Below are 26080 nucleotides of genomic sequence, written 5' to 3' on the forward strand. Positions count from 1 at the left end.
TTCACCACCTGAAATATAATTTTATTTCATCATCATTATACACCAACATATACCTTTATAGAGGTGAAGAGCGTATGGGAGCATGGAGTGCTGAGGTTTTTGGTAATGACACCTCGTGTGAGATCAAGGAATATTTCTATGAGCAGTACAATCGGGGTTCCGAAGTTACTCAAATTGTAAGTATGTACACCCAACGCTTACTATCTACAGTTGGCATTGGAGTTCAATACAATCTTGCTTATCCTCAGTTCGCCATCTCTATGAAAAAGGCATTGCTACACTGGAAGCAAAATGAAGGCCTATACAGTGAAAAAGTTTCTAAGGAAACGATTACTAGATTAAATAGCTTATTAGTCCTCAACAAGTAGCTGTATATATTAGTAACTTAAGATATAAAGGGGGATTTATTATGAATATTGTTGTTGCGGAACATTGGAATCTTGAAAAGCATGAACTGCCCGGCGTTAATAGCATCATCTTTCCAAATGGCACTGTAACAATCTTAAGTTGTTACAGCGCATATAACCCCAACACAAATGAAAGTAAATTTTATTGCTCTCCCTTGTGTGACACAACCATTGAAAGCATATCAAAGTATAATGTTGAATGTTGGACGATCGTTGATGAATGGGTCAGTATTGATTATCAAGACGGGAAAATCTGTGGCGGTGATGGTCAAATGGGAAATGAAGGATTTATTGCTTGTACGGATGCAGAAGACCGTTTGGTATGGGGAATATTTTTTGAAAATTCAAACCCTATAAAAAGCTTAGAAATTAAAGATAAAATCCTAATCGCTATTAATGAGCATACCGAATTACAAATTGAAATCAACTTAGAAAACCTCACCCAAATTAAAATGACTTCCATAAAACCCAAAAACGAGCCAACTAATTGATGAAACAAATACCAAGCACGAAATTTCCTAATATAGAGTACTCACCTGGCTCCTGCCATTTTCTCGATCCATGGATCGATTCGATCCGTGATTTGGACTGGGCTTATCCCGCTTTTGTGGAAAACTACAAGGCGTATGAGAAAGCGTACGAGCTAGCTGTTAGAGCTTGGAAAGGAGACCCAAAATGAACAGAGCTGTCGCAATAAATAAGGTATCGGAACAGATGGACCTAACAAGTCGCACCTTGCGACATTGGGAATCAGAGGGTTTATTCAAGAGTGAAAGGGATAAATCCTCTGGATGGAGGGTGTATGACGAGAACGCACTTCTTTCTATCAGAATTACAGCCATACTAAGAAAAATGGATATTTCCATAAGGGATATTAAATCAGTGATTGCAAACAAATCACTATCACAGTTGAGCACAGTTGTTGAGAATAAGATCTCTGAACTACAGTCACAGAAATCTGAATTAACTCTTTTTCAAGAACAACTAAAACAAGTTCAAAAATTTCTTCAAAAGCAAGATGCGTTTTCAAATGTTGATGAACTCCTAAAAGAGACGGAGGACTTGTTTATGCGCAGTTTAACTGAAAGTAGTATGGTGAAAATTATTACCCTTCCTCCTATGAGAGTTGCCTTTAATATTTCCGTCGGTGTCTCTCCAGAAGACGAAGCAATGACACCAGTGCTTGAGTGGATTAAGACCTCGAATTTACTAAGTACAGCACGTTTTTTCGGTGGCAATGTAAAACCGATGCCAAGCAATTTCGGAAAGCCTTATGGTTATGGAATGTGTGCGACAATCCCAGATGGTGTTTCGGTTCCGATGCATCTAAAGGAGATGGTGCTACCCGGCGGTCTTTACGCTATGTTCGAGAGTAGTGAGGATGTTAATTTATCTTGGAAAACTTTTATGAGGGAATTAGCAGAGGACGGGATTTACAAATCTGATCGATCAAGACTATGCCTGGAAGAGCACATTCGTAATGAAAAACCAAGCGGGTGTGGAAATGAGTATCATTTGATTTTGTTGGAACCTGTAAAGGCAATTAAACACTAGGAATACAAATAGCTACGCACAAACAGGCCATCCTTGAGGGGGGCATAAAAACTTGCCGTTAAAGACAGTGCGGAGAGCCGTATCACAAATAGTAGTAAAGCGAAAATTTCGGTGCGGGGCGCATTTGTGTCATTAGACAAACTTATTTAAATGTCGGGTGACAAAAACATAGTATCATTAGAAGTCGCTAATTATGCGGCTTTTTATTATTATGATATCAAGTTCTTGTCAAAACACAATGACAAGAACTTGATATCATTCCCGACTGATGACAAGAACTTTGTTACATTCCCGATATGATCACATCGTCGGCAGCAGGGGCAAGTTGAAAAGATGCCATTTTTGTTAAACTAACGGGCAGGATAGTTTAATCGTTTCTCGAATATTTTACGAGTTGGATAATTTTATGAAATGTGTGAATATAACGTTATCTGAAAGATACGCAAATCTTATAAGTGAGGGTGATTTGTTTGAAGCAAGGAATGATTGTGTTGTTGAACGGAACTTCAAGTTCAGGAAAGACCAGTATTTCTAGTGAACTGGTAAATCAGAAAGAGATTCTGTTTCATCATTTATCAATAGATGATTTTTTTCATAATTTCAATGAATTTATTGATAAAAAATTTCCGGATTTTAAACCTACAAGAGAAGTAGATGATCATGTTGTCGCACAAATCATTTTTGATCCCATCGTCTCAATGTTCTTTTCGACAGTTAAATTGTTTTCAGAAATGGGTTTAAATGTAATAGTAGATACCGTAATCGAGAATGACAAGTGGTTTAATGAATGTCTTGATGTATTTTCTGATCAGCCTACATTATTTATAGGTGTAATATGCTCGAAAGAAGAACTCATAAGAAGAGAGCAAATAAGAGGAGATCGACAGATTGGACTAGCAAGTTCCCAGTTAGACAAAGTATATTGCTTTAATGAATATGACCTTGAAGTAAATACTGAAGAGTTGAATCCAATAGAATGTGCTGAAAAGATATTAAGTTTTATCAAGTCCGATAAGGATTACTCGGTATTTAAGAAATTAAGTAAAAGAATAACACCATAATCAAGCATTGGGGCTATCGCCCCTCGGTCCACTTGAGGCTAACGGGGAACGATAGCTTAATAAATATCTAAGACACGGCTGCCGACATGGATTGGCAGCCACGTTGTGCTAACGGCAGTTTGGCTCAATACAGGAGGATGAGGGGTGTGGTAAAATTAATAAGCTAAGGGAAGAAAAAATTTCAATTCTAGGGATTGCTTTTTATTTTTGTGCCATTTTGCTTCTGGATTATTATTTTGTAGGGGTTAGTTTTATTAAGGCTATACAGATGGCAGTGCTTATAACCATGGTACATATCTTAATCCTTCTCATAGACAGGTTTTACAAGAGAAAAGAGAGACGTAAGGGACGTAGCTAAGGGGAGCAGTATTTCCTTTTTCATTACGCTAACGGGACACGATAGTTGAATAGGTAAATTGTTAAGCAGGTTGCTTAAGCCTGCTTATTTTATTTAACTAAAGGGCATGATAGCGCAAGCTCTTCATGATAAAATAAGAAAAAATCGGCAAATTGAGGTTGAGAGATGATTAATTCTGCTGAAGAATTTGTTAGGTTAAGAATTAGTGAAAAAATGGATGAGTACCTGAAAGCGGCATGGACTGATGCACCTTTTGAGGTTTGGTTAGAAGTAATTAATAAGTACCCTGATATGCGTGTATGGGTAGCACATAATAAATCAATTCCAGTTGAGATAATGGAAATTCTCGCTGACGATGAAGATGAAAGGGTTAGATTTAACGTTGCAACTAAAAATCGACTACCTGAACACTTACAATTAAAACTGGCAAAAGACCCAGATAGCTCAGTCAGACAACGGATTGTATATAATAAAAAAGCGACCTTTCATGTTCTAGTTTTTTTACTAAACGATGAAGACGAAGAAATACGAACATTAGCAAAGAATAGAATTGATGAAGGACGATACAAGTAAGCATTAAGCTAACGGGATACGTTAGTTGAAAACATCATGGAGCAGTTTGCCGGTTGGCAGCTGCTCCATTTTCATTAAGCTAAATGGCAGTTTAGTTGCAGATCAATACGGTGAACCGTATTATAAATAGTGGTAAAGCGGAGAGTAGTGTTACGAATAGATTCGGTAGGGAGTTACTGACACCCTTGCACATTCGTGCATGAAAAGCTAGGTAAAATCAAATGATTTCTTCTATCCTTAGGAAGAAAGGAGGGTGGGGCATATGGATTGGCTGAAAAGAATGAACGGTGCCGTTAGCTATATTGAAGATAACCTAACGGGGGAAATTGACTTTGAAATAGCTGCAGGAATTGCGTGTTGCTCGGTTTATCACTTTCAGCGATTGTTCTCGTTTATAGTTGAAATCCCGTTATCAGAATATATTAGACGCAGACGATTAACCCTCGCGGCGTTTGAATTACAGGGCAGCAATATTAAGGTAATCGACATTGCTCTTAAATATGGCTACGACTCACCGGAAGCATTCGCCCGTGCGTTTCAAAAAACGCATGGAATCACACCCACGATGTCACGTAATCTGGGTGTTAGCCTTAAATCATATCCTCAAATATCCTTTCAAATTTCAATTAAGGGGGTTGAAGAAATGAATTACAAAATCGTTCAGAAAGAGGATTTTTCTGTCTTTGGAGTTGAAGAAATATTTTCAACTGAGAATGGTGAGAATTATAAGGCGATTCCGGGGTTATGGAAAAATGCCTTTGATGAAGGAATAATTGATCAGATGATTAAAGCATCAGGTATGCATTGGGACAATTCAAGCAAAGGAATCAAACCTGTAAATGCAGTAATGTGTTATCGCAATACCGGCGGGACCACATTCCCTTACATGCTTTACGCCATCTCACCAAAAAGCGGTACGCCAGAGGGATTTGCTTCTTTTGAAATTCCAGCTGGGACATGGGCAGTCTTTACGACAGAAGAACATACGGTTGATCAAACATCCGAACATGTGCAAGCATTATGGAAACGCATATACAGTGAATGGTTTCCTACTGCAAGTTATGAGCATGTTAATGGTCCTGAGTTTGAAATGTACGGTGTTTCGGAAACGAAAAATGAATTTTGTGAAATATGGATTCCCGTTCAAAAGAAATAAGAAATAAAAGATGAAACGGTGTATAACAGGGTCTCAGGGGCTATAATAGCCTTTTCAGCATAACTAACGAATTGAGCAATCGTTATTTGATCGAAACAGGACAGTTAAACGTTCTAAGCGCTTCGTTCTTAGGACTGAGCTAACGGGACACGATAGTTCAGTACCAAAAGGGCTGTCGAGTGGCAGCCCTTTATTCCGCTAACGGGCAGCATAGTTGTTTTAATTCATAATTTTCAAATTCCGTTCCTCAAAAATTTGTTTGGCAACAAAAACGGCATTAAGAACTCTTGGAAACCCAGTATAGGGAATGCAATGCATAATCGCTTCAATTACTTCATTCGGTGAAAGTCCTACATTGAGAGCTGCGTTGATATGCACGTTTAGCTGTGGCTCGCATCCGCCTTGTGTTGTAAGCGATGCGATCGTTATTAGCTGACGTTGTTTGAGATCAAGGACTTCCCTTGAGTATATCTCTCCAAATGCAAATTCAACGACGTACTTTCCCAGGTCGGGAGCAATGTCCCTCATCGATTCAATGACACGTTTTCCTCCTTCACCATCTATTTGCATTAATTTTTCCCAACCCCGTGTATAACGTTCATTTGACATATATTATTCCTCCTCGTGAGTAACTTGAATTAAATGTTACACTTTAGAGTGCACTCTAAAGCAATGCCTTTTTTTGATGTGCTATAATGAATTTTATGGAAACTAATTTTTTTACAATTCAACAAATTTCTGAAATGACCGGTCTTACTGTTCACACATTGCGCTATTACGAAAAAATTGGATTGCTTTACGAGATCCATCGAGATACAAGTGGGTATCGCCAGTATTCAGAGTCTGATATCTCGTGGATCCATTTTTTACTCAGATTGCGGGTAACGGGAATGAAAGTCAGCGATATGAAGCGTTTTTCTGATCTGCGAAGTCAAGGTGAGTCTACAATAAGTGCAAGACGAGAGCTGTTGGAAACCCATCAAAGAAACGTTCTTGCTCAAATTAATGAACTGAAGAACAACCTGAGGATGATTGAAGAAAAGATAGATTATTATAAATGGATGGAGGGGCAAAATTAAATTAGTCATTCCGCTAACGGGACACTATAGCTTAATCAATAACTAAGACGCGGCTGCCGACATGAATCGGCAGCCGCGTCGTGCTGACAACGGGCAGTTTAACGTACAAACTAGCGAAAAAAAGATTGGGGCATGATTTACATCTAACCCCCCATTTAACAAGTAATAAGCTACATTTTAACAATAATTTCGTGCTTTCAAATAAATTCCATTATTTTACTAATGTGATATACTTTTCATTATTCTTGTTGCCACAAATTATTAGTAAGGGGTCGATCATATTGCAATCAAAATCAAGAAAACCCTTAGTCTACTTAATGATTATAGGTGTAATAATCTGGCTAGCGGGGATCGTAAGTAGTGGGATATATTATTTTAAAGTATTTGCTAACCATGACAATTTCTATAGTGATCCAAGTCCTGTTCCTATGTTTGTATTTGCATTCATCGGTGGACTAGGCTTCCTGTTAGCGGTAATCTCTACTTTAATATATTTCGCATCTCTCCTAAAAAACAGACAATAAGACAGTTAAACATTATCATCAAATATCAATATGTAAGCCTGAAGTTACTAGGCTTTACTAGAGGATCGGGAAAAAATAAGGTCTCATATTAAGGTCTATCGGGACACGAGAGTTGAGGAGCGTGCTTGGAAACAGCCCTTTTGCTTTGTTGGAGTAACAGGCAGGATAACGAAACTTAACTTGAGGAGAATTGTTTACGAATATAGTCTTTTAATAGAAGCATTTATCCTTTCAAAGGGGTGTGTTTATTGAGAAACGGGAGGTTGCTATTCATTTGTGGTACTCTTTTAGTGCTTACAGGTGGTGTGTTTTATACAGTTGAACGATTTGGTGCATTTATTGCAATGGGGCTTGAGGCAGGAGGATTTGCCAGCAAATCCGGTATTATCCCAACACATGGGATGTTAAGTACAACACTTTCAGATAACCAGCTGGTCGTTCCTTTTTTAATCATTGGATCAGTTCTAATGGCTATTGGAATCCTATTAGAATTAATAATTATAAATCAAAAGTAATTTTAACCAACTTTTGAACTAACGGGACACTATAGTTGAATCATGATATAGAGGCAGCTGGTCAAAAGATCAGCTGTCGTTTTCATTGAAGGGGTGCCCCGAGGTACGCATCTTCTAGCCGGTGAAAGTCTGGCCATGGGAGGGGCCAAACCCCCATGTAGCTAGGATGCCTGCATACGGCGAAAGCTGTGTGCAGAAGTGCTATGAGCCCCTCGGACTCCCTTCCTGCAAGGTTAATCATTTCATCTTTTGGACTTATACTGCAGGACAACACAACCTGTAGGAGGGAAGGGGCCCTACTTTGTTCATGTTTCTTTAGGAGGTACGAATCAGTGAATGCCCAAAGACTAACAACACCAAAGGAAAAAGTTCAACAACTCCAAGAGAAGCTAGGTCATGCGGCCAAGGAAAACAAGAAGCGAAGATTCCATGCTTTGTACGATAAGGTGTACCGAAGGGATATTTTATGGGAAGCGTGGCGCCGAGTTTGTGCAAATAAAGGGGCAGCTGGTGTTGATGAACAAACCTTCGCGGACATCAAGAAGCAAGGTGAATTTCAGTTCATAGAAGAGTGCCACCGACTGCTTAAGGAAGGTTACCATCCTTCGCCTGTTCGACGGAAGTACATCCCCAAGAAGGATGGAAAACAAAGACCACTCGGTATCCCAACTATACGTGATCGAGTCGTTCAAATGGCAGCTAAGCTTGTCATGGAGCCAATCTTTGAAGCGGACTTTCAAGAAAGTTCATTCGGCTTCCGCCCAAAACGCAGTGCAAAACAAGCACTGTATCGAATCCGGAGAGCATGTAGTAACGAGCAGTTAACGCAACTTTCCAAACACTAGTAACGTTAAACTATCGATTGTTGTCTTTATCCGATATGGGAAGCTTATCGCCGGATTTGGCGCGACTAGCCGGGCGACCGCTGCGTTCGCTGCACGACGAGGCTCGCGACATGTTCGCATAAGGCTTAGCTGGTTCGGTGAACTGGTCAAGGCCAACCATTAAAAAACCACGCTGAGCACCTCATGTGAGATGCCTCAGCGTGGTTACGAGCCCAGAAGCCGGTTCGCGATCGGTTAGTCTTGCGGACGATTGCCTGGCTCCAGGCCGGATGACGATACCGTCATCACCGGTTTTACAATAAGATCGTTATGTACTCGAATCTGGCACGATAAGCGGATGTTCGATTCCGCAATGCCTTTGGCCTGCAGAAGAGCGGCTTCCGCTTCACCAACCGGACCGGCGTCTCCATCCACCACTTCGACCCGGCACGTCGTGCATTTGGCGTTGCCGCCGCAGCGGTGCAATATGTCTACCCCGTTATCCTCCAGGGCAAGCACAAGTTTAGTACCTTCTGCAACTTCATAGGAGCCTCTTCCTTCAATTTGAATCGTCGGCATCTTGGACTTCTCCCCATTCCTAATTTGGTAGCTGCGCAATCAATGGCTTATCATGTGCAATATCACTAATCATACTATCCAAAATCGTGATCTGTAAACAACCGAACGCGTTAACCTTTATGCATGAGGAGATCAAGCTTTGCTACTTCATCACGGTTGCGTAATAGCGGCATCGGATAAATCGAGGGAGTTCAGTAGCAACAAGAAGGTAACCGATTATCGATGTTGCTTTTTCGTTATGCTAACGGGCTGAATAGTTTAATTACACATGAATGGCTACCATCAAGGTTGCCTTTCAGATGTGGCCGCCTCAGCCCGAGATCAAGGGGCAGATCGTCGAGGGATTGGACGCCGTTCTGCTCCGCATAAACACGTTAACGCCGACACTGGAGGCGAGCGAATCCAAGCGGACAGAAGCGAATCCACGGCTCGGAGGGCTGACGGCTCCGGAATGGTTCGCGCTCGTCGAGATGCATTACCGCCACCATGATCTCCAGTTCGAACGACTGAAGACATTTCTGTAGCAAGGCCAATAACGGAGGGGTGCAATAGAGCGATACATACTCATAGGGCTGCACTACCGAATCGTCCGTTATTCAGTGACGGTTGGGGGAAGACGAGGGACACCCAACGCTCCTTGACCGTGATTCATAGAAGTAGCCTATGCCGGGAGTGACGGGCGGGTCTCCAATAATCGGACGCCCTCCGGTTCTATTCTTTCGTTAAAAGGAGAAGGATTCTCCAGGGATTGACAATTTCGAGGGTAACGGCTATTCTATAATTAGAATTCTAACTATATAAAGGTGGCGCCGGTATGTACGACAGAGAAGGAAACATGCAAGGAGCCCCGTGGGAGTGGAACCGCGGGCCAATCGGACGGCTTCTGAAGGTCGCCTATCTGACTGTCCGCCGGGAAGCGGAGGAACAGATCCGCGAAGAAGGGCTTACCCACACGCAATGGAGCGCGATCGGCATTCTGCATCATTATCCGGGAATGGCGGCTTCGGAGATGGAGCATATTCTAATGATCGAACGTCCCAGCGTAACGAGCCTGATTAACGGACTTGTGAAAAAAGAACTGGTTGTCCGCCGGGACGATCCTCACGATGCCCGGTACAAAAGGCTGTACTTGACAGAAGAAGGATTGCGGACGGCGGAGAGAACCGGGCATGTAACCCGGACGGTAGACGAGCGTGTCAGACAGGGCATGAGTCCGGAGGAAGTTGACACTCTCCGGTATCTGCTGGAGAAGTTGGTCGGAGTGTTCGGCAAGCCTTAACCGTCCGGGCGGCCGATTTTATATTGCCATATAGTTAGAATTCTAATTAATGCGACGGAAGGCAGGATGATCATGAAGAAATACAGCAGGAAGGAAAACGACAGTAACGACACATTACATGATGTGCTAGTATGGGGCGGTTTCCATCACGTGGCGCTTGTCACGCCGGATCTCGACGCCACGATCCGGTTCTATGAGAATATGCTCGGCATGGAAGCGGGTACCGTCTATCCGGCAACTCCACGACGCGGGAGGCATACTTTCATCCGGCCGGGCAGAAGTGCGGATACGTGGGGTATCCATTTTTTTGAACACCAGGAAGCGGAAATTTTCCAAAGTCTCGACGCGTTGAAGCGTCTGGCGGAGGATCCGACCGGTGCCGCCTTGTTCCAATTCCTGCCCGGCGCTCTTCAGCATATTGCGTTCCGGCTGCCCACCGAAGACCAAGGACTTGCATTGCGGCAAAAGCTTCTTATGCAGGGAATCGTCGTGACCGACATTTATGATCAAGGGGCAATACGCAATTTTATCTTCCCGGACAACAACGGTATTCAGTTGGAGGCGGCTTGGCCGAAGGATGACGGTGAGTGAAACAACTATATGGGAACGATGCAGCAAGAAGGTATCCCTGTGGTCGTCCCTGCAGATCCATGTCTTCAGTTATAAATTAGCTCCGAAAAACCCCTTGCTTCAGCTATAGGGATGTAAGGAACCGTCGCAAATTGGTTTTCTTGGCATTATGGGAGATTAAAGGATTAATAACAATGTACAAATACTGGTGTTCATCCAGGAACTGAATAATAGGGCTATGATAATGACCTGTTGCTTCCATAACAATGGAGGGACGCATCCCTGCAGCGACTTCAACGCCTAATGAAACGTAGAAACGACGCTAACCCCTCAAGGTCATGATTAAACCTGAAGATCTTTCCGTGAGGTATTCCACGGTCTAAAAAAGCCTGTGCATGGCTCTCTCCCTTGGACACATACAACCCAATCACCGGATTCACGACATTACTCCTGAATCAATTTCACCGGTAACCCCTAACCTTCTTGTCTTCCACACTATCGCATGTGATACGGGATCAATGTCCCAACCAGCCTAACCATGGTTGAACAAGGAGGGGGAATGAACTAAATAGCTCTTGGGATCTAAGTCCCACGGGCAGAAACGTTCGATTCCCGGCTACCGTAAACTTACGACCATACAAAATTCGCATTTTCCTTACAACCTTTTGGGTGAAATAAATGTTGCGTTGGAGAGATGGGAAGATGCCTCGAATGTATTGTTGAACTCTATCGCAATCGAGCCTTCCAAAGAAGCATATAATAATTTAGCCATAGCTAAATATCATCTTGGCGAATTGGATGAAGCTTCAGCTTTATTTCTAAAATGTTTAATCGAAATCGGTAAAGAGACTGAAGCAAAATGTAAATTGGATGCCTTTTCGGAAACTGATGATGAATTCGTCGGAGAAGTTCATGTTGCTGAACTGTACTTTGAGTTGCAATGTTTTTCAGAGGCAGTCCGTTGGTTTGAAAAATCATGGGACACATATTATAAGACTCCAGATTGGGTTTGTAGGTATATTTATTCATTAATAAAAACAAATTCATTGAATCGCGCGGTTGAAATAGCAAACGAATGTATTCAACTAAAAATAAACGATATTCAGGAAGAACACGTAGTTCAATGCAATGAGGATTGGACAGAGAGCGAAAAAGCCTCATACATTAAGCGATTAGAAGATGACAAACAGGAATATGAAAATATGATAGATCTGATTTCTAGAGGCTTTATTCCACCGTTGAAATTTTCAACATCTTTGAGTTCAAGTTGTTATTTATTTGGATGTACAAGACATAACCATCCTGAATATAAAGGTTGAATCTTTTCAACGATGGAAATGGAAATGGTTAAAACCAGATATTGGTGGTTCAACTAACGGGACACGATAGCTTAATAAATAACTAAAACGCGGCTGCTGGCATGGATCGGTAGCCGCGTTGTGCTAACGGGCAGATTTACTCAACAAACTGGCACGAAAGTACGGCTTATTAAACGGGCTCATGCAAGGTTATTCGTTCGTTTCCGATGTCACAAATCAGAGCCTTAAATCGTTATATATGCAAAACGTAAAAGGAGCTGAGGAACGATGAATGACATGACATGCATAATCATCGGAGGCGGCCATGCTGGGCTTGGAGTGCTCAAAGCAATAAAGGAAACGACCCGGGGCATGGCGAAGGGACGGCGGATTCGGTTTGTGCTGCTCGACAAGCAGCCTGGTCATGTGCGCAAAGTGATGATGTTCCGACCGGCCGCGAGCGGGGAAGAGATTATAGTTCCCTGGACGCATTATTGTTCAGAAGGAGTCGAATTCGTGCAAGGTACGGTTACGTCCGTGGAAAGTGGGGAAAAACGGATTCGATATACGGATGCGCAAGGAAATGAAGCCCGAATTCGTTATGATCTTCTAGTCGTGGCGGTCGGCAGCATCGTTCGGCGACCGGATCCCGATCAGGGCGGCATCGCCTTGACCGACCCGCAAGCCGCGGCAGACATTCGGGAACGCTGGCGAGCCAACCTTCGGAAAGCAAGCGGAGAGACGAATCCTGAGGAACGAAAGCGACTGATGACAATCGCGGTTGCGGGAGCAGGCATCAGCGGCATCGAGACGTCCGCCGAACTGGCGCTCGCCATGCGGAAGGAAGCAGCGACGCTAGGGCTGAGCTTGTCTGATACCTCCGTCTATTTACTGAATGCGCAGGAGCGGCTGTTCACTGGAGGGCCGGAGAAAGCTGGACGGAAGTTAGAACAGACGCTCAGTGAATGTGGAGTGACAGTGCTACACAATCGTAAGGCGAAGCGGGAGGAAACAGGAGTGGTGACGCTCAGCAATGGCGATTGTCTGGATGTTGGCCTATGTGTATGGACGATTGGTCTGATACCGAATCCGGCCCTTCGCGGCATGGGCTTGCCGCTTACACCTGAAGGTCAAGTGCTGGTGGATGAATGTTATCGTGTTCAAGGGTCGCCGGGCGTATACAGCATTGGCGACTGTGCGAGAATCATCGATCCGAAAACCGGCAAGGTGGATCAGATGACGTGCCTTGAAGCTGGGATACAAGGGAATCGACTAGGTAAAATCGTGATGGCCGATCTGGAAGGCCGTCCCGCGCCGATTCACAAAGCGGTAAAAAATAATATGGATGCCTTCAACATCGGCTTGGGGGAAAATCGCGGGTTTCTGTGGGCACACAAATGGGGACTTGATTTTATCATAACAGGAAAGCTAGCGTGGAAAACCAAGAAGCTGGTTTGGGATTACGCCAGTTTGCTACGATAGAAACAAAGAGACCAAGATTGCAAGATGTCTAACAGCCCAGAGATTTTCATCCTGCGTGAGGTCGTCGATCAGGTGCTGTCCCTGCTGACCGAAGATGTCATGCTCGTCTCCGACGGGGCGGAAAAGTAATCGCGGCTACGCGTCCGATACAAACGTGCGATCAAGTGTATGGGGTGATGTGATGAGACTTATTGAAATAATACTACTGTTTGCCAATTTACTGGCTTTTTTTGCCTTGGTAATCCCAATGCAACGGTCAATAAAGTGGGTACGATATTTTTCTCTCGTCCTGCTGCCAATAGCCGTTGTTCAGGTACTGGTGGAGGGTTCGCGCTGGGGGATGATCCCAGCTTATATCATGAGTGGGATACTCTTCGTGGCCTGGCTAGCTAAAAATATTGTGCGAAAGCCTAAACTTGGTGGAACGAGTATGATTAGGCGACTTGCTTTCGGTTTTACTATTAGTCTAGGTGTACTGGGACTGATAGTTTCTTCCGCTCTACCGATTCTTTTTCCTGTATTCCACTTACCACAACCGTCGGGACCTAACCAAATCGGTACATTGACCTATCATTGGGTAGATAAAACTCGCCCGGAGATTTTCACAAATGATCCCAATGATCGTCGTGAGATCATGGTGCAGATTTGGTATCCAGCCAAAGGAAATCTATCATCGTCGTACGCTCCCTACATTCAGGAGACGGACTCCCTAGCATCACTTGCCCACATGTTAGGTTTTCCGGGGTTTATTTTTGAGCAATTTAAATACGTTCAAACTCATGCTATTCCTTCTGCAACTGTGTCGACAGATGAGTCTAAATATCCAGTGCTAATTTTTTCAGCTGGACGTGGAGGTTTTCGTCAAGAAAGCACCCATATGTTTGAGGAGTTGGCGTCACATGGCTACATTGTGGCTTCCATCGACCATCCTTACTCCTCTAGCGGAGTAGTATTTCCTGATGGTCGTTTGATACCCCTCGACTCTCGCCTTCTTCCCGGGCCTCAGAGTGGTATACCAGCTGATCGCAAATTCTTTGACAACATTGTTATACCCTATCTCGCTAAGGACGTTATTTTTTCACTTGATCAACTCACAGCCTTAAACCAATCTGATCCGAGAGGAATCCTGACTGGACGATTGGATCTTAAGCACGTTGGTATGTTTGGACCTTCAATGGGTGGTCTTGTAGGTGCCGAAGCCAGTTATTTAGAACCTCGTTTGCGTGCCTTCATAGCAATGGATGTTCATATGCCTGCCAATGTGGTTCGTTCTGGTTTAAAGCAACCAACCATGTTTATCAGTCGTGAAGCTAAGTGGATGAAGATGGAAGGGTGGTCGAAAGAGGATATAGATAAAACTCAAATAACTATGAGATCGGTTTACAAGAAACTGCCGAAAGACGGTTACTTAGTTTTGATACCTGGCACTTTTCACGTAAACTTTTCCGATGCGCCACTTTACTCACCACTGATGTCGTGGGCAGGCCTAACCGGACCAATCGATGGAGATCGGGCAAACAATATCATTAATTCTTACACATTGGCGTTCTTTGATAAGTACCTAAAGGATCTACCATCAAAACTGCTTGATGGACCACCAAAACAATATCCTGAAGTGCACTTTGAAAAACGGTGATCCTAGGTGGCACTAGGAAAATATAAGTCAATTATAATAAAGAATATGTACGCACGCTCGACTAAAAACGGAGAAACGCATGTCTGGTAAATGTGGTTCAGACTGATGGCGGGCGGGCTGTTAAGCAGGATAGTTATAAACATCCTAATAAGATATTGATGTGTGTAACCGTTTAAAGATTGATAGGTGGTTCTGTTTCATAAGATGGAAAAGTACATTTAATTTTAGGTGTAACCTCCAATATGATGATTTGGGGTGATGACGAATGAATGCTGGTCTAGTTATGGCTGCATGTGTTTTAATTGGTGGTGCGATTGGATATTTTACTGGAAATTATGAAGTGTGGGGGGGACTCGGAGTCGCAGTAGGGTTATTAGGTATGGCTTACATTCAGATGAAGAAGAGATCGAAGAAAAAAAATGACTCAATGTGATATTTCAACAACAAGTCCCTAAAAAGAAAGCGTAAAATATCCCTAACTACCTTCATTTAGACTCAGCACACATTCCTTAATCCTTTCAGATTGAACCTATCAGGATACGATAGTTGAATTGCATTAGGGGCTGCCGCATGGCAGCCTTTCTCACTAACGCTGCAAGTTAGCGTGGAGTAAAATACTTTTAAGACATAACCATTGTATATCAGGCAGATTGATGATATACTATCCGAAATTCCAATATATTCCTGTTAAAGACACTGATGAGAGAGAGTAGTTGGACATTATCTTTTACAGAGAGCCCCTGTATGCTGAAAGGGGGTAAAGATGAGCCCAATGAAGATGGTCTCTGAGCTGCACTTCGAAACCGCTTTGGGAGTAGGATGTGACGAGCGCACCCGTTATAGTGCTAGGGTATATTCAATTATTTAAATTGTCGTACCTGAAAAAAGATCGATGCGTAAGCATTGGTGAACTTGGGTAGTAACACGGAGTCTAGCTCTCGTCCCTTTATGGGGGACGGGAGTTTTTTATTCTCAATTTAATAAGGGAGGTTAGTGAAATGGAACGAAAAAACATCTTTAATGAAATCGCGAAAGAGTACGAAAAGTACAGACCACCGTATCCTGAGCAACTTTTCAGAGATATTTTAGATTACACAGAATTAAAATCGAATGATGAAATACTTGAAATTGGCTGTGGTACTGGTCAAGCAACGAGAGGATTCGTGAATTTTGGATATTCCAATATAACCGCAATTGAGTTAGGCGAAAATTTGGCGGAACTTACTCGAGAGAAATTTAAGGATAGACCAAGCGTCAGAATTATTAATTCTCAGTTTGAGACTTGGAACAATGAAAATGCAAAATATAATCTGGCGATTTCAGGTACAGCGTTTCATTTCATTCAGCCGCAAGAACTCGGATACAGAAAAGTCTTCGATTTGCTTGAGAACCAAGGATCAGTCGCATTTTTTTGGACTGTCCATGTACCATCATACAATGGGCCTTATAACGAGATTCGCGAACTTTATAGAAAGTATGCTCCCCAACTCGATGATTCTCAAAACCCTTCTTTGGAACAGATTATTGAGGACAGGTCAAAATTGACTTTAAAGGACGGTTTGTTTACGGACCTCGAAGTTAAACACTATACTTGGGATCACCTCTTTACAGCCAGTGAGTATATTTCCTTGTTAAATACGAATTCCAGGCATAGATTAGTTCCAGAAGACATTCGTAATGAATTATTTAGAGAAATTAGAGAAGTAATTGAAAGTCACGGAGGAAATCTTGTAAAACCACATGCAGTTGCTTCATTCCTGGCAAAAAAGAAACCATGTTGAGGGACATTACGCTAACGGGCAGATTAGTTGAATTATTAGAGATTAATTAAAGTCCCCAAATACCACTTTTATGGTAAATTATAGTTGTGAAAAGACGGAGATTAGATACAATGGCAAAGAATAAAGAGGGGGGTTGAATTTGAACAGGTTTGTACTCTATATAACTGCTAGTATTGCATGTCTTATCATACCAATACTCGGTGTATTGTATGGAATATGGGATAGCAATCAACCTAAAATAGGACCAGTAGGAGATAGTAATGCAAATCCTACTATATTTCAATTGATACCAATTTTTACGACTTTTCTTCTAGGAATCATAAATTTACCCATTGCTATTATTCGCTATAAGAAACATAAAGAATCAAAAAGCAGAGAGAATTGAAAATGAACTTACAATAAAATTGTTCCGCTAACGGGACACGATAGTTCAAAATTAGGGAGCAGAATGCCATGGACCGGTAGCTGTTCCTTTTTTATTGAAGTAACGGGCAGCATAGAATAATAAGAAGTGCCTAGGAACTAATTGGATTACAAACACACATGATGTATATAAAAGTAATATTTGGAGGAATCGGATTTTATGGTAATAGGTCGTTTTCCTGAGCGTATTGTAGTTATTGGGGCAGGGATGGCGGGTTTGGTATGCACTTTGGAGCTTATGAAACAAGGATATAACGTGCGTTTATTAGAGGCAAATAGTCAACCGGGTGGTCGCATATACACGATGCGGGATCAATTTGCCGACGGATTGTTTTGTGAAATCGGGGCTGCCTTCATTGGAGCGCATCATTTTCTCACATTGAGTTATGCCCAGCAAGCCGGGGTTCAATTAATAAATTTACCAGTCCCCAATAGAAGTTTGTCATATATCGACGGGAGATTAATAATAGATTCTCCGGCTGAACCTGCACTATGGCCTGTTTCACTTACAGCCGAGGAAAGAATTTTAGGATATGCGGGAATGTTGGAAAAGTATCTCAGGCCGGGGCTTAAAGCGACGGGTAATCCTTTTTTGCCGGGCTGGCCCACAAAACAAGCGGCACAGCTCGATTCAATGACAATGGAAGAATATCTTAAAGGTCAAGGAGCATCTTCGGGTGCGATTAAGCTGTTTGAAATCGGATATATGCAGATGTTAGGTGATGGTATTCGTAAAGTATCTGCATTACAGCGACTGCTTGACCTAAAAATGGCCAGTTCCGAAAGAAGTGCAAAGACTATAGTAGGTGGAATGGATCAACTGCCGAAAAAGCTTGCCCTTACAATTGGCTCTAATATCAGTTATGGATGTGCTGTGACGCATATTGAACATAGTAATAAAGGAGTAACTATCCGATTTAATAATTCTGGCGAAGTTATCACTATCTGCTGTGATCGGGTCATTGTGGCCATTCCCAATACAGTCTTGCGTACAATTCATTTTTCTCCGCCACTTAGCAAAGAAAAAAATAATGTCATTCAAAATCAACTTTCAACTTCCGTTACGCGTACCGTCATACAAAGCAGAACTAGATTTTGGAACAACTTAAGTTCCTTTACTACAGTAAATACGGATCTGAAAATTGGATGGTTGCTTGATGCTACATTCACTCAAACGACATCAAGGAGGGGGTTAATTTGTTCGTACTCCTCCGGTGAATCGGCGCGAGAAATATCTAGAGCTGGTAATATTAATTCAGCTGTATCAGAAATCAAACAGGTGCTTCCTGAATTGTCGTATAATTATGAAGGTGGGACGGTCTTTTCTTGGGATCATAATCCTTACTCTCGAGGTGCGTATGCTTGGTATAAGCCGAAACAGATGATTCGAATGCTCCCAACACTGTCTGCCGAACAAGGTAGAATTTACTTTGCTGGCGATAATACAAGTCTTTTTCCCGGTTGGATTGAAGGTGCGATCTCTTCTGCGTTACGAACTGTAAATCAAATTATTGCCGGAAACAGCATATAATACGGTAATGTATGTATTAATAACTAGTACGAGACAATCGTCAGATGCGTTTCTCCATTCCTTGTTACCTTCTATCGTAGGGCATGATTCATCGTGTATAAATTCATAGACAAAAAAAGCCTAAGCATCGTACGCCTGCGCTTTGATCTACAGGACCTTGCCGGATTACGCTACAATTATGTGCAAAATTTGGTTCCCGATCAGAAAGTTGGTTTATTTTAGGATGAAGTTCAAGAGCTTATTATTTTAGAGGAAGAATGGAAAAAAGAATGGCACGAAACGGTCATAACGGTCAAAACCGCAAGGTGAAAAACATTTTGTGCATACTGATTTCATGTTTTTTTGTTTAACTTTAATATTTTTGTTTGAGCTTATCCGCACATGTTTTTTGTTGGCGTATTTCATCTATTTATCACCTCCTTGTTTTATTTAGTAAGTCCAATAAGTTGCACTGATTGGACGAGCGTTTATTTGAGATTAATATAAACTTCTATACCGCTGGGTAAAGGTTTTTTTTTAAAATGAATCAACAGTTGTTCTACTAACGGGACACGTTAGTTCAATATTGACTCTTGAAGGCAGCCGGCTTTTTGTGTCGGCTGCCTTTACTTAACTAACGGGCTGTATAGTGCAACAAACTTTATCCAATTGCGTCTTCTTAATATGGGGAAAATGTTACTGTTTTCCAAATTTTTATAAAAAAAGGAGCTATCATTAGTGAAAAAAGCATTCTTTGTTGTTTTCCTATCAATTTTTCTGTTTATTTCATCGTCAACTACTTATGCAGCAGCAATTCATATCAAGGTTGACGGTGTTGCTATTGCATCCGATGTGAAGCCCGAAAATAAGAACAAACGTATAATGGTACCTCTACGTGTTATTAGTGAAAATTTGGGAGCTACCGTTGAATGGTCCGATTCCAAGGTTATTCTCGCTAAAAGCGGTATGAAAGTAATATTAAAACTGAACAGTAGTACAGCAGAGAAGAACGGTAAAAAGATGCTACTTGATGTAAAACCATACATGAAAAACAATCGAATATTTGTTCCACTTCGTTTTATTGCAGAGACGTTTGGATCCAATATCAATTACAGCAACTTTGAAGTGACTGTCGATACTAAACCATTGTTCATAGATGATGTACAAGTAAAAGCATTGCAAGAAGAATACCATATGACTATGGGCGGTGTAGTTCAGCAAGTTTATGGTAATGCATATAACGAAACGATTTTTAATATTTTTGTAGAAAACAAAGGTGAAAAGGTTGAAACACCTGAAAACTACTCTTGGAGCCTAACCATTGACACACTTGGGTCTTATTATAAAAATGCACAATATGATTTTCTAGGCCAAAAAGGGGACAGCTTAGTTCGTTTTGATATTTATTCTTTAATTCGTACTTTTCCATCTGAACTTTTATCAGGATACCCAGAGATTTTACTTCATGACGTATCTAAAGATGAGTGGTATTTGTTTAGCGATACCGCAAGACAATCCATAAATCGGTTAATTGATACCGCTACAAAGAACGGTTTTCAGACGACTATAAGTAATACCGTTGTATAAGGGGAATCGAACGAACATGGACAAGGAAAAAAACGAGCAGAGGGTTAAGGAGATCCGGCAGCAACAGCAACCGAAGGACGGCTAAGGAAGAACTACCCCATAAAAGAAAAGAACAAACAAAAGATTCAACAAAAAACACAACGGGCAGAATCGTGGAACAAATTAGAAGGATTTTGTGCTAGGCCTATAGAATGTTTTTAATGGGTAAAAATTCCAAACATCAATAGAAAGAAGGAATGAAAGTGGGAAAGGTTGTTGGTTTTGAGTTAAATAGTCAGGATGCAGAAAAAGCATCGAAATTTTATTCTACTGTTTTTGGCTGGGAAGTTAGTGAAAACAAATGGGGCTATCGTGAAGTAACTACTGGAGGTATTTCAGGCGGAATCGCCCAAGGTCCAAATGACTACCCTCATGGAACTCGTATACAAATTGAAGTTACTTCAATTGACGAAGTCATTGCTAAGGCTAAGGACTATGGTGCATTGATTGTACGAGATAAAATGGAGTTCGACGATTTCTTTCTTGCATACTTGGTTGACCCAACAGGACTTGGGCTTGGACTTATTCAAAAAAAATAAATTTTGATTAAGCCAATGATTAACTACCGGAAAACGTTAGCCTTAATAAATAGTGGCAGTCTAAGACTTTGCTCTCATATTACAAAAGCGCCCTTGAGATGGGCGCTTTTGTGTTATGAGACGTTGTAGGTTTTGTGAATGTGTTTCCAGCCTCCGACAAGCCTGGCGACCGTTTTCATAAGGCCCGCCATCATTTGCGGTCTACCATCGGCAGCCTTATTGAAATAGCTGGCAAGTGACAACGCGGTGCAGCCTCTTTATCCGGCTCCATATTTAGCGAGATACTGCGGATACGAGTGAAGATGGACAGCCCTGGCCTTGCGCTGGGCCACCTCCCGATGCTCCGGCACCTGCTCCGCCTCGACATAATCGGCCAGCACGTCGATCACGTCGTCGAGCAGCTTCGCCCGAAAATACAGTCCCAACCGCTCGACGGCCGCAGCCCCTGCTCCTGCCAGCACTTTATCCCTCCATATTGGCCATGACGGATCATGCGTTAGTGGCCAAAGCAGTACCGAGTAGTCCATTGCCGCATCTCCCTGACCGGACAGGTCGTCCCAGTCGATGATCCGGAAGCCGTCCCTGCTACATGTCAGTACGTTGTTACCGTTCAGGTCGTTATGAACAACATCGCCAGTAGGAAGTAGAAATGCAGGTGACTGCCGGACTGTTTCCCTTAGCCTCCCGATCTCCTCCCCGAACCACGAAATCGTCTCATCTGACACGAAATCCCTGAGCAGCTCTCGCGACCCGCGGATTCCTTCGAGATCATCCGTAAACCGAGAAATGTACTCGTCCTCGAATGCCTCCGCATAAGTGCGCGTCTCCACCATAGGCAGCATACGACGAAGACGATCGTCGCGATGGAGCCTCGCGATGTTCACCATGACACCAGTTAGCACAGCCTCGGGATTCCGCGCTTCCGTAAGCGGGGTTGCATCCTCGATATATTCGAAAACAAGGCCGTACGGATACCCCGGCACGATCTCGCGATCAATCGTATGGATCAACCTGGGCGCGGTGTAGTGCTCGGCAAGAATATCGCTTACGCCCGCCCACTGACGCAGCCGCGCCGATTTGCTAGGTGGAGCCAACTTGACATGAAGCCGTGTGCGGCCGTCCGTCAAACGGATAGACAAGTTGCCGAAGCCTCCGGGGTTATATATATATGACGCCCGGATCTTATTCGGGCATATGCCAATCACATCGGCGTTCGCTGATGCCCACTCTGCAATCATTCGTTCTGCTAGTCGTACATCCATATCTACAGTTCTGCCTCCTCGCCATATTCCAGTCTATACCGGATATTTTAGCATGGAACAGATCATTAGCGTAGGTAAAGGGAGGTTAGGAGTCCGTGGTGATTATGGTTAAATGGAACTAATATAGCTGTCGGAATGACTGGCAGTCAGAGGAATCCCGAAGAACATGTGGAAAATGGTTAATTTTAGGATAATAACGCCGTAATATCAGTCTTAAGTCGGAGGTGAACGATGATGAGATCGGTATAATTAGGAAATGGGAGGAGAGTCATACCATGATTCAAGATGAGCATCTTTATAGAAAAATGGAGGTTGAAAAGATTGAATAGGCACGAAAAAAGCACGAAAGCACCAAGCCTTCTTAGCAATCGGTTTCTGCAGACGATATTATTATCAAACGTGCTCCTGCAGATCGGCATTTGGGTACGTAATTTCGCTATCCTTCTGTACGTTGCCGATAGAACAAACAATGATCCATACGCCATTTCGCTAATCAGCGTAGCAGAATTCGCACCAATTTTTGTCTTTTCGTTCATCGGAGGTACATTTGCCGACCGTTGGCGGCCAAAGCGAACGATGATCTGGTGCGATTTATTATCCGCGGTATCGGTATTCGCAGTACTTCTGACCATACATTTTGGTTCGTGGCACTCCGTCTACCTTGTCGCATTCATCTCAGCTATTCTTTCGCAGTTCTCGCAGCCTTCAAGCATGCGATTGTTTAAGTATCATGTGCCTGAAGAACAGCTTCAGCAAGGGATGGCTCTATTCCAATCTCTGATGGCCATCTTTATGGTACTTGGCCCTATGCTTGGTACTTTCATTTACAGCACATTTGGGCTTGAAACATCGATCGCTATCATGGGCGTGGTTTTTCTGCTATCCGCTCTCGTCCTTATTCGCCTGCCTGAGGATAATATGGAATCTCAAACGGTTGCTGTCAATGGGCAGTTCCGTAAAGATTTCATTGAAGGCTTCCGCTATGTTTGGCAAAGCCAAGTACTGCGTATGCTCGGACTCGCGTTTATTCTCGCCGGACTCGCTGTTGGCGTAGCCCAAGCGCTCAACCTGTTTATCGTAACGGAGCGGCTGGGCAGGAGCGAGGAGTTCCTGCAATATCTGCTGATGGTGAACGGCGCAGCCATGCTGATCGGTGGCGGGGTTGTAGCCGTCTTTGCGAAGCGGGTTCCGCCGCAGTTACTTCTTGCAATAGGCATGCTGGCAGGCGCGGTCTGCACAGTCATTGTCGGGTATTCGACGAGCGTTCCGGTCACGCTGACCGTTCAATTTCTGAATGGGCTTGTTTTCCCTTGTATTCATATCGGGATCAGCACGATGATTCTGAAATGGTCCCATGCTTCCATTGTAGGACGGGTAAATGGGGTTCTGAATCCGATGTTTGTTGGCATGATGGTCGTTTCGATGTCTTTCGCTGGCGCATTAAAGGACAGCTTTTCGCTGAGTACGATCTATAGCGGAGCAGGATTATTATTTCTTATTGGGGCACTGGTCATGGTGCCGATCATGAACCAAAAAGCGCCGGATCATGCACTTACTGCACAAGAGTCATAATGTCACGATATTTATAAGGTTTTAATGTAGAAGAACCGACCATGTAAAAAGTAGTCGATTCTTCTACATTCTTCGTGGTTAACTTCCAGCTTAATATATGTATTGAAGCCGCGGAAATCGCGGTTCTTTATTATAACGGTATAAGACCTCGACGCTTCGGCTTGCTTCCAGCAACAGTCGTCCTTTATTCATATCGCAGACCATTGGAGATCTCATCCAAACGTACCCAATCCAACACGATTAATTTTTTCTTTTCTTTTTTTAGTATTTTCATATCAGTTAACTTCTGAATAACACGGTTTAAATGGCGAGGAGTCGTGCCAATTAGGGAAGCAATCTCAGGAAAATACGGTGTGAGAATTTCTTTTCCAAACGGTTGTTGGTTGCGAGTTGTTAATAAATAGCTTGCAAATCGTTCATCAACCGAGGCTAATAAATTGATTCTTGATGCTGTCGTACATGTTTGGAGCTTATAAGAGAGATGTTTCAGAAGCTCATTCAAAAACTTATGATCCTGCATGAGCTCTGTTTCAACGGTATGTTTGTTAATGAACAGGAAGGACGTTTGTTCTACGGCTTCTACCTGAGACTGTATAACAACCTTTTGTATAAATTCAATATCACCAAAGACAGCAAGTGGGTGGCAAAATCGCAACAGTAATGACTTCCCCGTTTCTACACTTGATGATACCTTCGTTCGACCTTCCACTTGAAAATAGAGACCATCTAGTGTGTCTCCTTCTTTCAATACGACCTCATCGCACGAATAAACACGAAGTTGAAAGGGAAGAGATTCTGGCTTGGATAAGATTTGATCCAATTTATATTGGGACATATAATGTTGTATCATAGCCTGCTCTTGAATGTATTTCATCGTACTCTCCTTTTTGGGACATCTGTCCTTTTCATTATAAAGGAAACTGCTAAGATAAAAAATGAGGAGGACGATACGATGAAATTAGTATTTGATTTAGACGGAACGATTTGCTTTAGAGGCAAGCCATTAAGTGAATCAATGGTACAAGCATTAGACACCGCTGTGAAAAAAGGGCACGAAATCATTTTTGCCTCAGCCAGACCAATTCGTGATTTATTACCTGTTTTGCCGCCTCATATGCAGCGCTATTCCATGGTTGGCGGAAATGGCGCGTTTGTTGCAATAGCTGGAAATATCGTTTCTACAATTCATTTCGACCAATGGATCGCTGATACGATCATCAGTTTAATAACAGAGTACGAGGCAGGCTATTTAATTGATAGTCAATGGGACTATGCTTATTCAGGTAGTAATGAGCATCCGATTCGACGTAATGTGGACCCTGAGCAGCGAGCGAAGAATATTCATTTACATGAACTGAATGAGATTGTAAAAGTGGTTATTTTATACAGCCATCATAAAGATCAATTGCTAGAGGAACTTCAAAAACTACCGATCGTTACCTATATCCATGGTGATGAAGGGATTATTGATATTAGCCCTACAGGTGTTGATAAATGGGTGGGGCTACAGCGAATTGGTGTTGAGCCACAGCAATTTATTGCATTTGGTAACGATGCAAATGATGTATCCATGTTCAAGCATGCTCACCGCTCTATTTGTGTTGGAGAGCATGAATGTCTTTTACAATTGGCGACAGATCAGGTTAGTAATATAGAAGATCAAGTAGTAGAAAAAATAATGAAACTATTGGAAGAAACACACTAAACACAATTCAAATACATAATGAGGAGAGTGGTATAATGGATTCGTTTTTGGAAAAGCGGCATTTGTCATTACGAGAAGCTGAACGGAAAGCGGAAGAACTATTTAGAACTATCGAAGAAAAAGGTATTTTGCGGAAAGGCGTAACCGAAAAGCAGATCAATCGTGAGATCTATGATCTAGCATTCCAGATGTATGGCATTAAGAAGTACTGGCACAAACGTATTGTTCGAGCTGGGAAAAATACGTTGTATCCTTATCAAGAGAATCCTCCTGATTTAACGGTTCGTGAAGATGATATTATTTTTCTTGATTTTGGTCCGATCTTTGATGACTGGGAAGCTGATTTTGGCAGGACATTTGTGCTAGGTGAAGATCCAATCAAGATAAAGCTTTGTAATGATATCGCCCTAGCTTGGGCGGAGGGTAAGCAATATTTTGAATCTCATCCTAACATGACGGGGAGCGAGCTATTCTCGTTCGTCTCTGCACTTGCCAGAAAATATGGTTGGGAATATGGAGGACCGCACGCGGGACATCTTATTGGTGAATTTCCTCACGAACAAATTCAAGGAGATGAAGTGGAAAATTACATTCATCCCGACAACCACATTCCCATGAATGCGTCTGATCAAAACGGGTGCCCTCGAGACTGGATTCTGGAGATCCATTTCGTTGATAGGGAACTCGAAATCGGGGGATTCGTGGAACAGTTACTTACGGTCGATTAGAAGTCCAAATGCGTAATTACTAGAAATAATTCAGAGCTG

At 42.6% G+C, this 26080-nt stretch carries 28 protein-coding genes, 1 pseudogene and 1 other annotated feature; of the genes and pseudogenes, 24 read left to right on the plus strand and 5 right to left on the minus strand.

The annotated features are described in order from the left end of the window. The first annotated feature begins 74 nt into the window (after positions 1-74). From AC3WU2_RS04710 to AC3WU2_RS04735, 6 genes are all read left to right on the plus strand, one after another. Entirely contained in the window at positions 75-368 is a 294-nt protein-coding gene (locus tag AC3WU2_RS04710) for a hypothetical protein (protein WP_492451722.1), read from the plus strand. Positions 369-409: 41 nt separating this feature from the next. Beyond that, a complete protein-coding gene (locus AC3WU2_RS04715; RefSeq protein WP_065291064.1) occupies positions 410-898 on the plus strand; it encodes a hypothetical protein in 489 nt (162 codons plus the stop codon). A 184-nt stretch (positions 899-1082) separates the two neighbouring features. Further along, complete coding sequence (locus AC3WU2_RS04720; RefSeq protein ID WP_492451724.1) at positions 1083-1961, plus strand: MerR family transcriptional regulator; 879 nt, start codon at positions 1083-1085, stop codon at positions 1959-1961. Positions 1962-2431: 470 nt separating this feature from the next. Beyond that, on the plus strand, positions 2432-3022 hold the full coding sequence (locus tag AC3WU2_RS04725; protein ID WP_492451726.1) for a chloramphenicol phosphotransferase CPT family protein: 591 nt from the start codon (positions 2432-2434) through the stop codon (positions 3020-3022). A 523-nt stretch (positions 3023-3545) separates the two neighbouring features. After that, a complete protein-coding gene (locus AC3WU2_RS04730) occupies positions 3546-3953 on the plus strand; it encodes a HEAT repeat domain-containing protein (protein ID WP_492451728.1) in 408 nt (135 codons plus the stop codon). 262 nt (positions 3954-4215) lie between these two features. Further along, entirely contained in the window at positions 4216-5109 is an 894-nt protein-coding gene (locus AC3WU2_RS04735) for an AraC family transcriptional regulator (protein WP_492451730.1), read from the plus strand. A 219-nt stretch (positions 5110-5328) separates the two neighbouring features. Here the strand turns inward: AC3WU2_RS04735 and AC3WU2_RS04740 are convergent, their stop codons facing one another. Continuing rightward, positions 5329-5718, minus strand: coding sequence for a carboxymuconolactone decarboxylase family protein (locus AC3WU2_RS04740; RefSeq protein WP_492451732.1), 390 nt, complete (start codon positions 5716-5718; stop codon positions 5329-5331). 86 nt (positions 5719-5804) lie between these two features. Between AC3WU2_RS04740 and AC3WU2_RS04745 the strand changes: the two genes are divergently transcribed. The 3 genes from AC3WU2_RS04745 to AC3WU2_RS04755 all read left to right on the plus strand — a co-directional run bounded on the left by AC3WU2_RS04745 (position 5805) and on the right by AC3WU2_RS04755 (position 8072). After that, entirely contained in the window at positions 5805-6188 is a 384-nt protein-coding gene (locus tag AC3WU2_RS04745; RefSeq protein WP_492451734.1) for a MerR family transcriptional regulator, read from the plus strand. A gap of 772 nt (positions 6189-6960) precedes the next feature. After that, positions 6961-7227, plus strand: coding sequence for a hypothetical protein (locus AC3WU2_RS04750; protein ID WP_492451736.1), 267 nt, complete (start codon positions 6961-6963; stop codon positions 7225-7227). Between the two features lie 332 nt (positions 7228-7559). Beyond that, complete coding sequence (locus AC3WU2_RS04755) at positions 7560-8072, plus strand: reverse transcriptase domain-containing protein (protein WP_492451737.1); 513 nt, start codon at positions 7560-7562, stop codon at positions 8070-8072. 234 nt (positions 8073-8306) lie between these two features. On the opposite strand, the gene AC3WU2_RS04760 is transcribed toward AC3WU2_RS04755, so the two are convergent. Continuing rightward, positions 8307-8630: a 2Fe-2S iron-sulfur cluster-binding protein gene (locus AC3WU2_RS04760; protein WP_492451739.1), complete on the minus strand. Its 324-nt coding sequence runs from the start codon at positions 8628-8630 to the stop codon at positions 8307-8309. A 344-nt stretch (positions 8631-8974) separates the two neighbouring features. On the opposite strand from AC3WU2_RS04760, the gene AC3WU2_RS04765 reads away from it, so the two are divergent. The 3 genes from AC3WU2_RS04765 to AC3WU2_RS04775 all read left to right on the plus strand — a co-directional run bounded on the left by AC3WU2_RS04765 (position 8975) and on the right by AC3WU2_RS04775 (position 10500). Next, positions 8975-9154 (plus strand): hypothetical protein, encoded by a 180-nt coding sequence (locus tag AC3WU2_RS04765; RefSeq protein WP_492451741.1) that lies wholly within the window; start codon positions 8975-8977, stop codon positions 9152-9154. 290 nt (positions 9155-9444) lie between these two features. Next, positions 9445-9909, plus strand: coding sequence for a MarR family winged helix-turn-helix transcriptional regulator (locus AC3WU2_RS04770; RefSeq protein WP_492451742.1), 465 nt, complete (start codon positions 9445-9447; stop codon positions 9907-9909). 72 nt (positions 9910-9981) lie between these two features. Continuing rightward, a complete protein-coding gene (locus AC3WU2_RS04775; protein WP_492451744.1) occupies positions 9982-10500 on the plus strand; it encodes a VOC family protein in 519 nt (172 codons plus the stop codon). A 112-nt stretch (positions 10501-10612) separates the two neighbouring features. Here the strand turns inward: AC3WU2_RS04775 and AC3WU2_RS04780 are convergent. Further along, a pseudogene (locus tag AC3WU2_RS04780) lies at positions 10613-10919 on the minus strand (IS110 family transposase); the annotation flags it as partial. 246 nt (positions 10920-11165) lie between these two features. On the opposite strand from AC3WU2_RS04780, the gene AC3WU2_RS04785 reads away from it, so the two are divergent. The 9 genes from AC3WU2_RS04785 (at position 11166) to AC3WU2_RS04825 (ending at position 20774) form a co-directional block, all read left to right on the plus strand. Then, positions 11166-11798 carry a tetratricopeptide repeat protein gene (locus tag AC3WU2_RS04785; protein ID WP_492451746.1) on the plus strand — a complete coding sequence of 211 codons (633 nt, stop codon included), beginning with the start codon at positions 11166-11168 and terminating at the stop codon, positions 11796-11798. 267 nt (positions 11799-12065) lie between these two features. Then, a complete protein-coding gene (locus AC3WU2_RS04790) occupies positions 12066-13259 on the plus strand; it encodes an NAD(P)/FAD-dependent oxidoreductase (RefSeq protein WP_492451748.1) in 1194 nt (397 codons plus the stop codon). Between the two features lie 181 nt (positions 13260-13440). Further along, positions 13441-14895, plus strand: a complete 1455-nt coding sequence (locus AC3WU2_RS04795; protein WP_492451750.1) for an alpha/beta hydrolase family protein — start codon at positions 13441-13443, stop codon at positions 14893-14895. A gap of 265 nt (positions 14896-15160) precedes the next feature. Further along, on the plus strand, positions 15161-15328 hold the full coding sequence (locus AC3WU2_RS04800) for a hypothetical protein (protein WP_492451752.1): 168 nt from the start codon (positions 15161-15163) through the stop codon (positions 15326-15328). Between the two features lie 254 nt (positions 15329-15582). After that, positions 15583-15844, plus strand: a binding site (T-box leader). Positions 15845-15893: 49 nt separating this feature from the next. Then, positions 15894-16676: a class I SAM-dependent DNA methyltransferase gene (locus AC3WU2_RS04805; protein WP_492451754.1), complete on the plus strand. Its 783-nt coding sequence runs from the start codon at positions 15894-15896 to the stop codon at positions 16674-16676. A 139-nt stretch (positions 16677-16815) separates the two neighbouring features. Then, positions 16816-17061 carry a hypothetical protein gene (locus AC3WU2_RS04810; protein WP_492451756.1) on the plus strand — a complete coding sequence of 82 codons (246 nt, stop codon included), beginning with the start codon at positions 16816-16818 and terminating at the stop codon, positions 17059-17061. A gap of 198 nt (positions 17062-17259) precedes the next feature. Continuing rightward, the gene (locus AC3WU2_RS04815; protein ID WP_492451758.1) at positions 17260-18630 is read left to right on the plus strand and encodes a flavin monoamine oxidase family protein; all 1371 of its coding nucleotides are present in this window, start codon (positions 17260-17262) and stop codon (positions 18628-18630) included. A 717-nt stretch (positions 18631-19347) separates the two neighbouring features. Further along, on the plus strand, positions 19348-20196 hold the full coding sequence (locus AC3WU2_RS04820; protein WP_492451760.1) for a copper amine oxidase N-terminal domain-containing protein: 849 nt from the start codon (positions 19348-19350) through the stop codon (positions 20194-20196). A gap of 242 nt (positions 20197-20438) precedes the next feature. Next, complete coding sequence (locus tag AC3WU2_RS04825; RefSeq protein ID WP_492451762.1) at positions 20439-20774, plus strand: VOC family protein; 336 nt, start codon at positions 20439-20441, stop codon at positions 20772-20774. 257 nt (positions 20775-21031) lie between these two features. On the opposite strand, the gene AC3WU2_RS04830 is transcribed toward AC3WU2_RS04825, so the two are convergent. After that, positions 21032-22036, minus strand: coding sequence for a phosphotransferase (locus AC3WU2_RS04830; RefSeq protein WP_492451764.1), 1005 nt, complete (start codon positions 22034-22036; stop codon positions 21032-21034). A 321-nt stretch (positions 22037-22357) separates the two neighbouring features. Between AC3WU2_RS04830 and AC3WU2_RS04835 the strand changes: the two genes are divergently transcribed. After that, the gene (locus tag AC3WU2_RS04835) at positions 22358-23608 is read left to right on the plus strand and encodes an MFS transporter (protein WP_492451766.1); all 1251 of its coding nucleotides are present in this window, start codon (positions 22358-22360) and stop codon (positions 23606-23608) included. A 184-nt stretch (positions 23609-23792) separates the two neighbouring features. On the opposite strand, the gene AC3WU2_RS04840 is transcribed toward AC3WU2_RS04835, so the two are convergent. After that, on the minus strand, positions 23793-24482 hold the full coding sequence (locus AC3WU2_RS04840; RefSeq protein WP_492451767.1) for a Crp/Fnr family transcriptional regulator: 690 nt from the start codon (positions 24480-24482) through the stop codon (positions 23793-23795). A gap of 78 nt (positions 24483-24560) precedes the next feature. On the opposite strand from AC3WU2_RS04840, the gene AC3WU2_RS04845 reads away from it, so the two are divergent. After that, positions 24561-25313: an HAD-IIB family hydrolase gene (locus AC3WU2_RS04845; protein WP_492451769.1), complete on the plus strand. Its 753-nt coding sequence runs from the start codon at positions 24561-24563 to the stop codon at positions 25311-25313. 35 nt (positions 25314-25348) lie between these two features. After that, positions 25349-26041, plus strand: coding sequence for a M24 family metallopeptidase (locus AC3WU2_RS04850; protein WP_492451771.1), 693 nt, complete (start codon positions 25349-25351; stop codon positions 26039-26041). The last annotated feature ends 39 nt before the right edge of the window (positions 26042-26080 follow it).

This window comes from Paenibacillus sp. EB106-05-06-XG162, from assembly GCF_058791655.1.

What these genes read in the sequence shown, in the direction of transcription:
- AC3WU2_RS04805 (WP_492451754.1), top strand. Translation starts at nt 15,894, where the DNA reads ATGGAACGAAAAAACATCTTTAATGAAATCGCGAAAGAGTACGAAAAG.
- AC3WU2_RS04815 (WP_492451758.1), top strand. Translation starts at nt 17,260, where the DNA reads ATGGTAATAGGTCGTTTTCCTGAGCGTATTGTAGTTATTGGGGCAGGG.
- AC3WU2_RS04740 (WP_492451732.1), bottom strand. Translation starts at nt 5,718, where the DNA reads ATGTCAAATGAACGTTATACACGGGGTTGGGAAAAATTAATGCAAATA.
- AC3WU2_RS04745 (WP_492451734.1), top strand. Translation starts at nt 5,805, where the DNA reads ATGAATTTTATGGAAACTAATTTTTTTACAATTCAACAAATTTCTGAA.
- AC3WU2_RS04840 (WP_492451767.1), bottom strand. Translation starts at nt 24,482, where the DNA reads ATGAAATACATTCAAGAGCAGGCTATGATACAACATTATATGTCCCAA.
- AC3WU2_RS04760 (WP_492451739.1), bottom strand. Translation starts at nt 8,630, where the DNA reads ATGCCGACGATTCAAATTGAAGGAAGAGGCTCCTATGAAGTTGCAGAA.
- AC3WU2_RS04735 (WP_492451730.1), top strand. Translation starts at nt 4,216, where the DNA reads ATGGATTGGCTGAAAAGAATGAACGGTGCCGTTAGCTATATTGAAGAT.
- AC3WU2_RS04715 (WP_065291064.1), top strand. Translation starts at nt 410, where the DNA reads ATGAATATTGTTGTTGCGGAACATTGGAATCTTGAAAAGCATGAACTG.
- AC3WU2_RS04710 (WP_492451722.1), top strand. Translation starts at nt 75, where the DNA reads ATGGGAGCATGGAGTGCTGAGGTTTTTGGTAATGACACCTCGTGTGAG.
- AC3WU2_RS04775 (WP_492451744.1), top strand. Translation starts at nt 9,982, where the DNA reads ATGAAGAAATACAGCAGGAAGGAAAACGACAGTAACGACACATTACAT.
- AC3WU2_RS04770 (WP_492451742.1), top strand. Translation starts at nt 9,445, where the DNA reads ATGTACGACAGAGAAGGAAACATGCAAGGAGCCCCGTGGGAGTGGAAC.
- AC3WU2_RS04800 (WP_492451752.1), top strand. Translation starts at nt 15,161, where the DNA reads ATGAATGCTGGTCTAGTTATGGCTGCATGTGTTTTAATTGGTGGTGCG.
- AC3WU2_RS04790 (WP_492451748.1), top strand. Translation starts at nt 12,066, where the DNA reads ATGAATGACATGACATGCATAATCATCGGAGGCGGCCATGCTGGGCTT.
- AC3WU2_RS04720 (WP_492451724.1), top strand. Translation starts at nt 1,083, where the DNA reads ATGAACAGAGCTGTCGCAATAAATAAGGTATCGGAACAGATGGACCTA.
- AC3WU2_RS04845 (WP_492451769.1), top strand. Translation starts at nt 24,561, where the DNA reads ATGAAATTAGTATTTGATTTAGACGGAACGATTTGCTTTAGAGGCAAG.
- AC3WU2_RS04830 (WP_492451764.1), bottom strand. Translation starts at nt 22,036, where the DNA reads ATGGATGTACGACTAGCAGAACGAATGATTGCAGAGTGGGCATCAGCG.
- AC3WU2_RS04730 (WP_492451728.1), top strand. Translation starts at nt 3,546, where the DNA reads ATGATTAATTCTGCTGAAGAATTTGTTAGGTTAAGAATTAGTGAAAAA.
- AC3WU2_RS04795 (WP_492451750.1), top strand. Translation starts at nt 13,441, where the DNA reads ATGAGACTTATTGAAATAATACTACTGTTTGCCAATTTACTGGCTTTT.
- AC3WU2_RS04850 (WP_492451771.1), top strand. Translation starts at nt 25,349, where the DNA reads ATGGATTCGTTTTTGGAAAAGCGGCATTTGTCATTACGAGAAGCTGAA.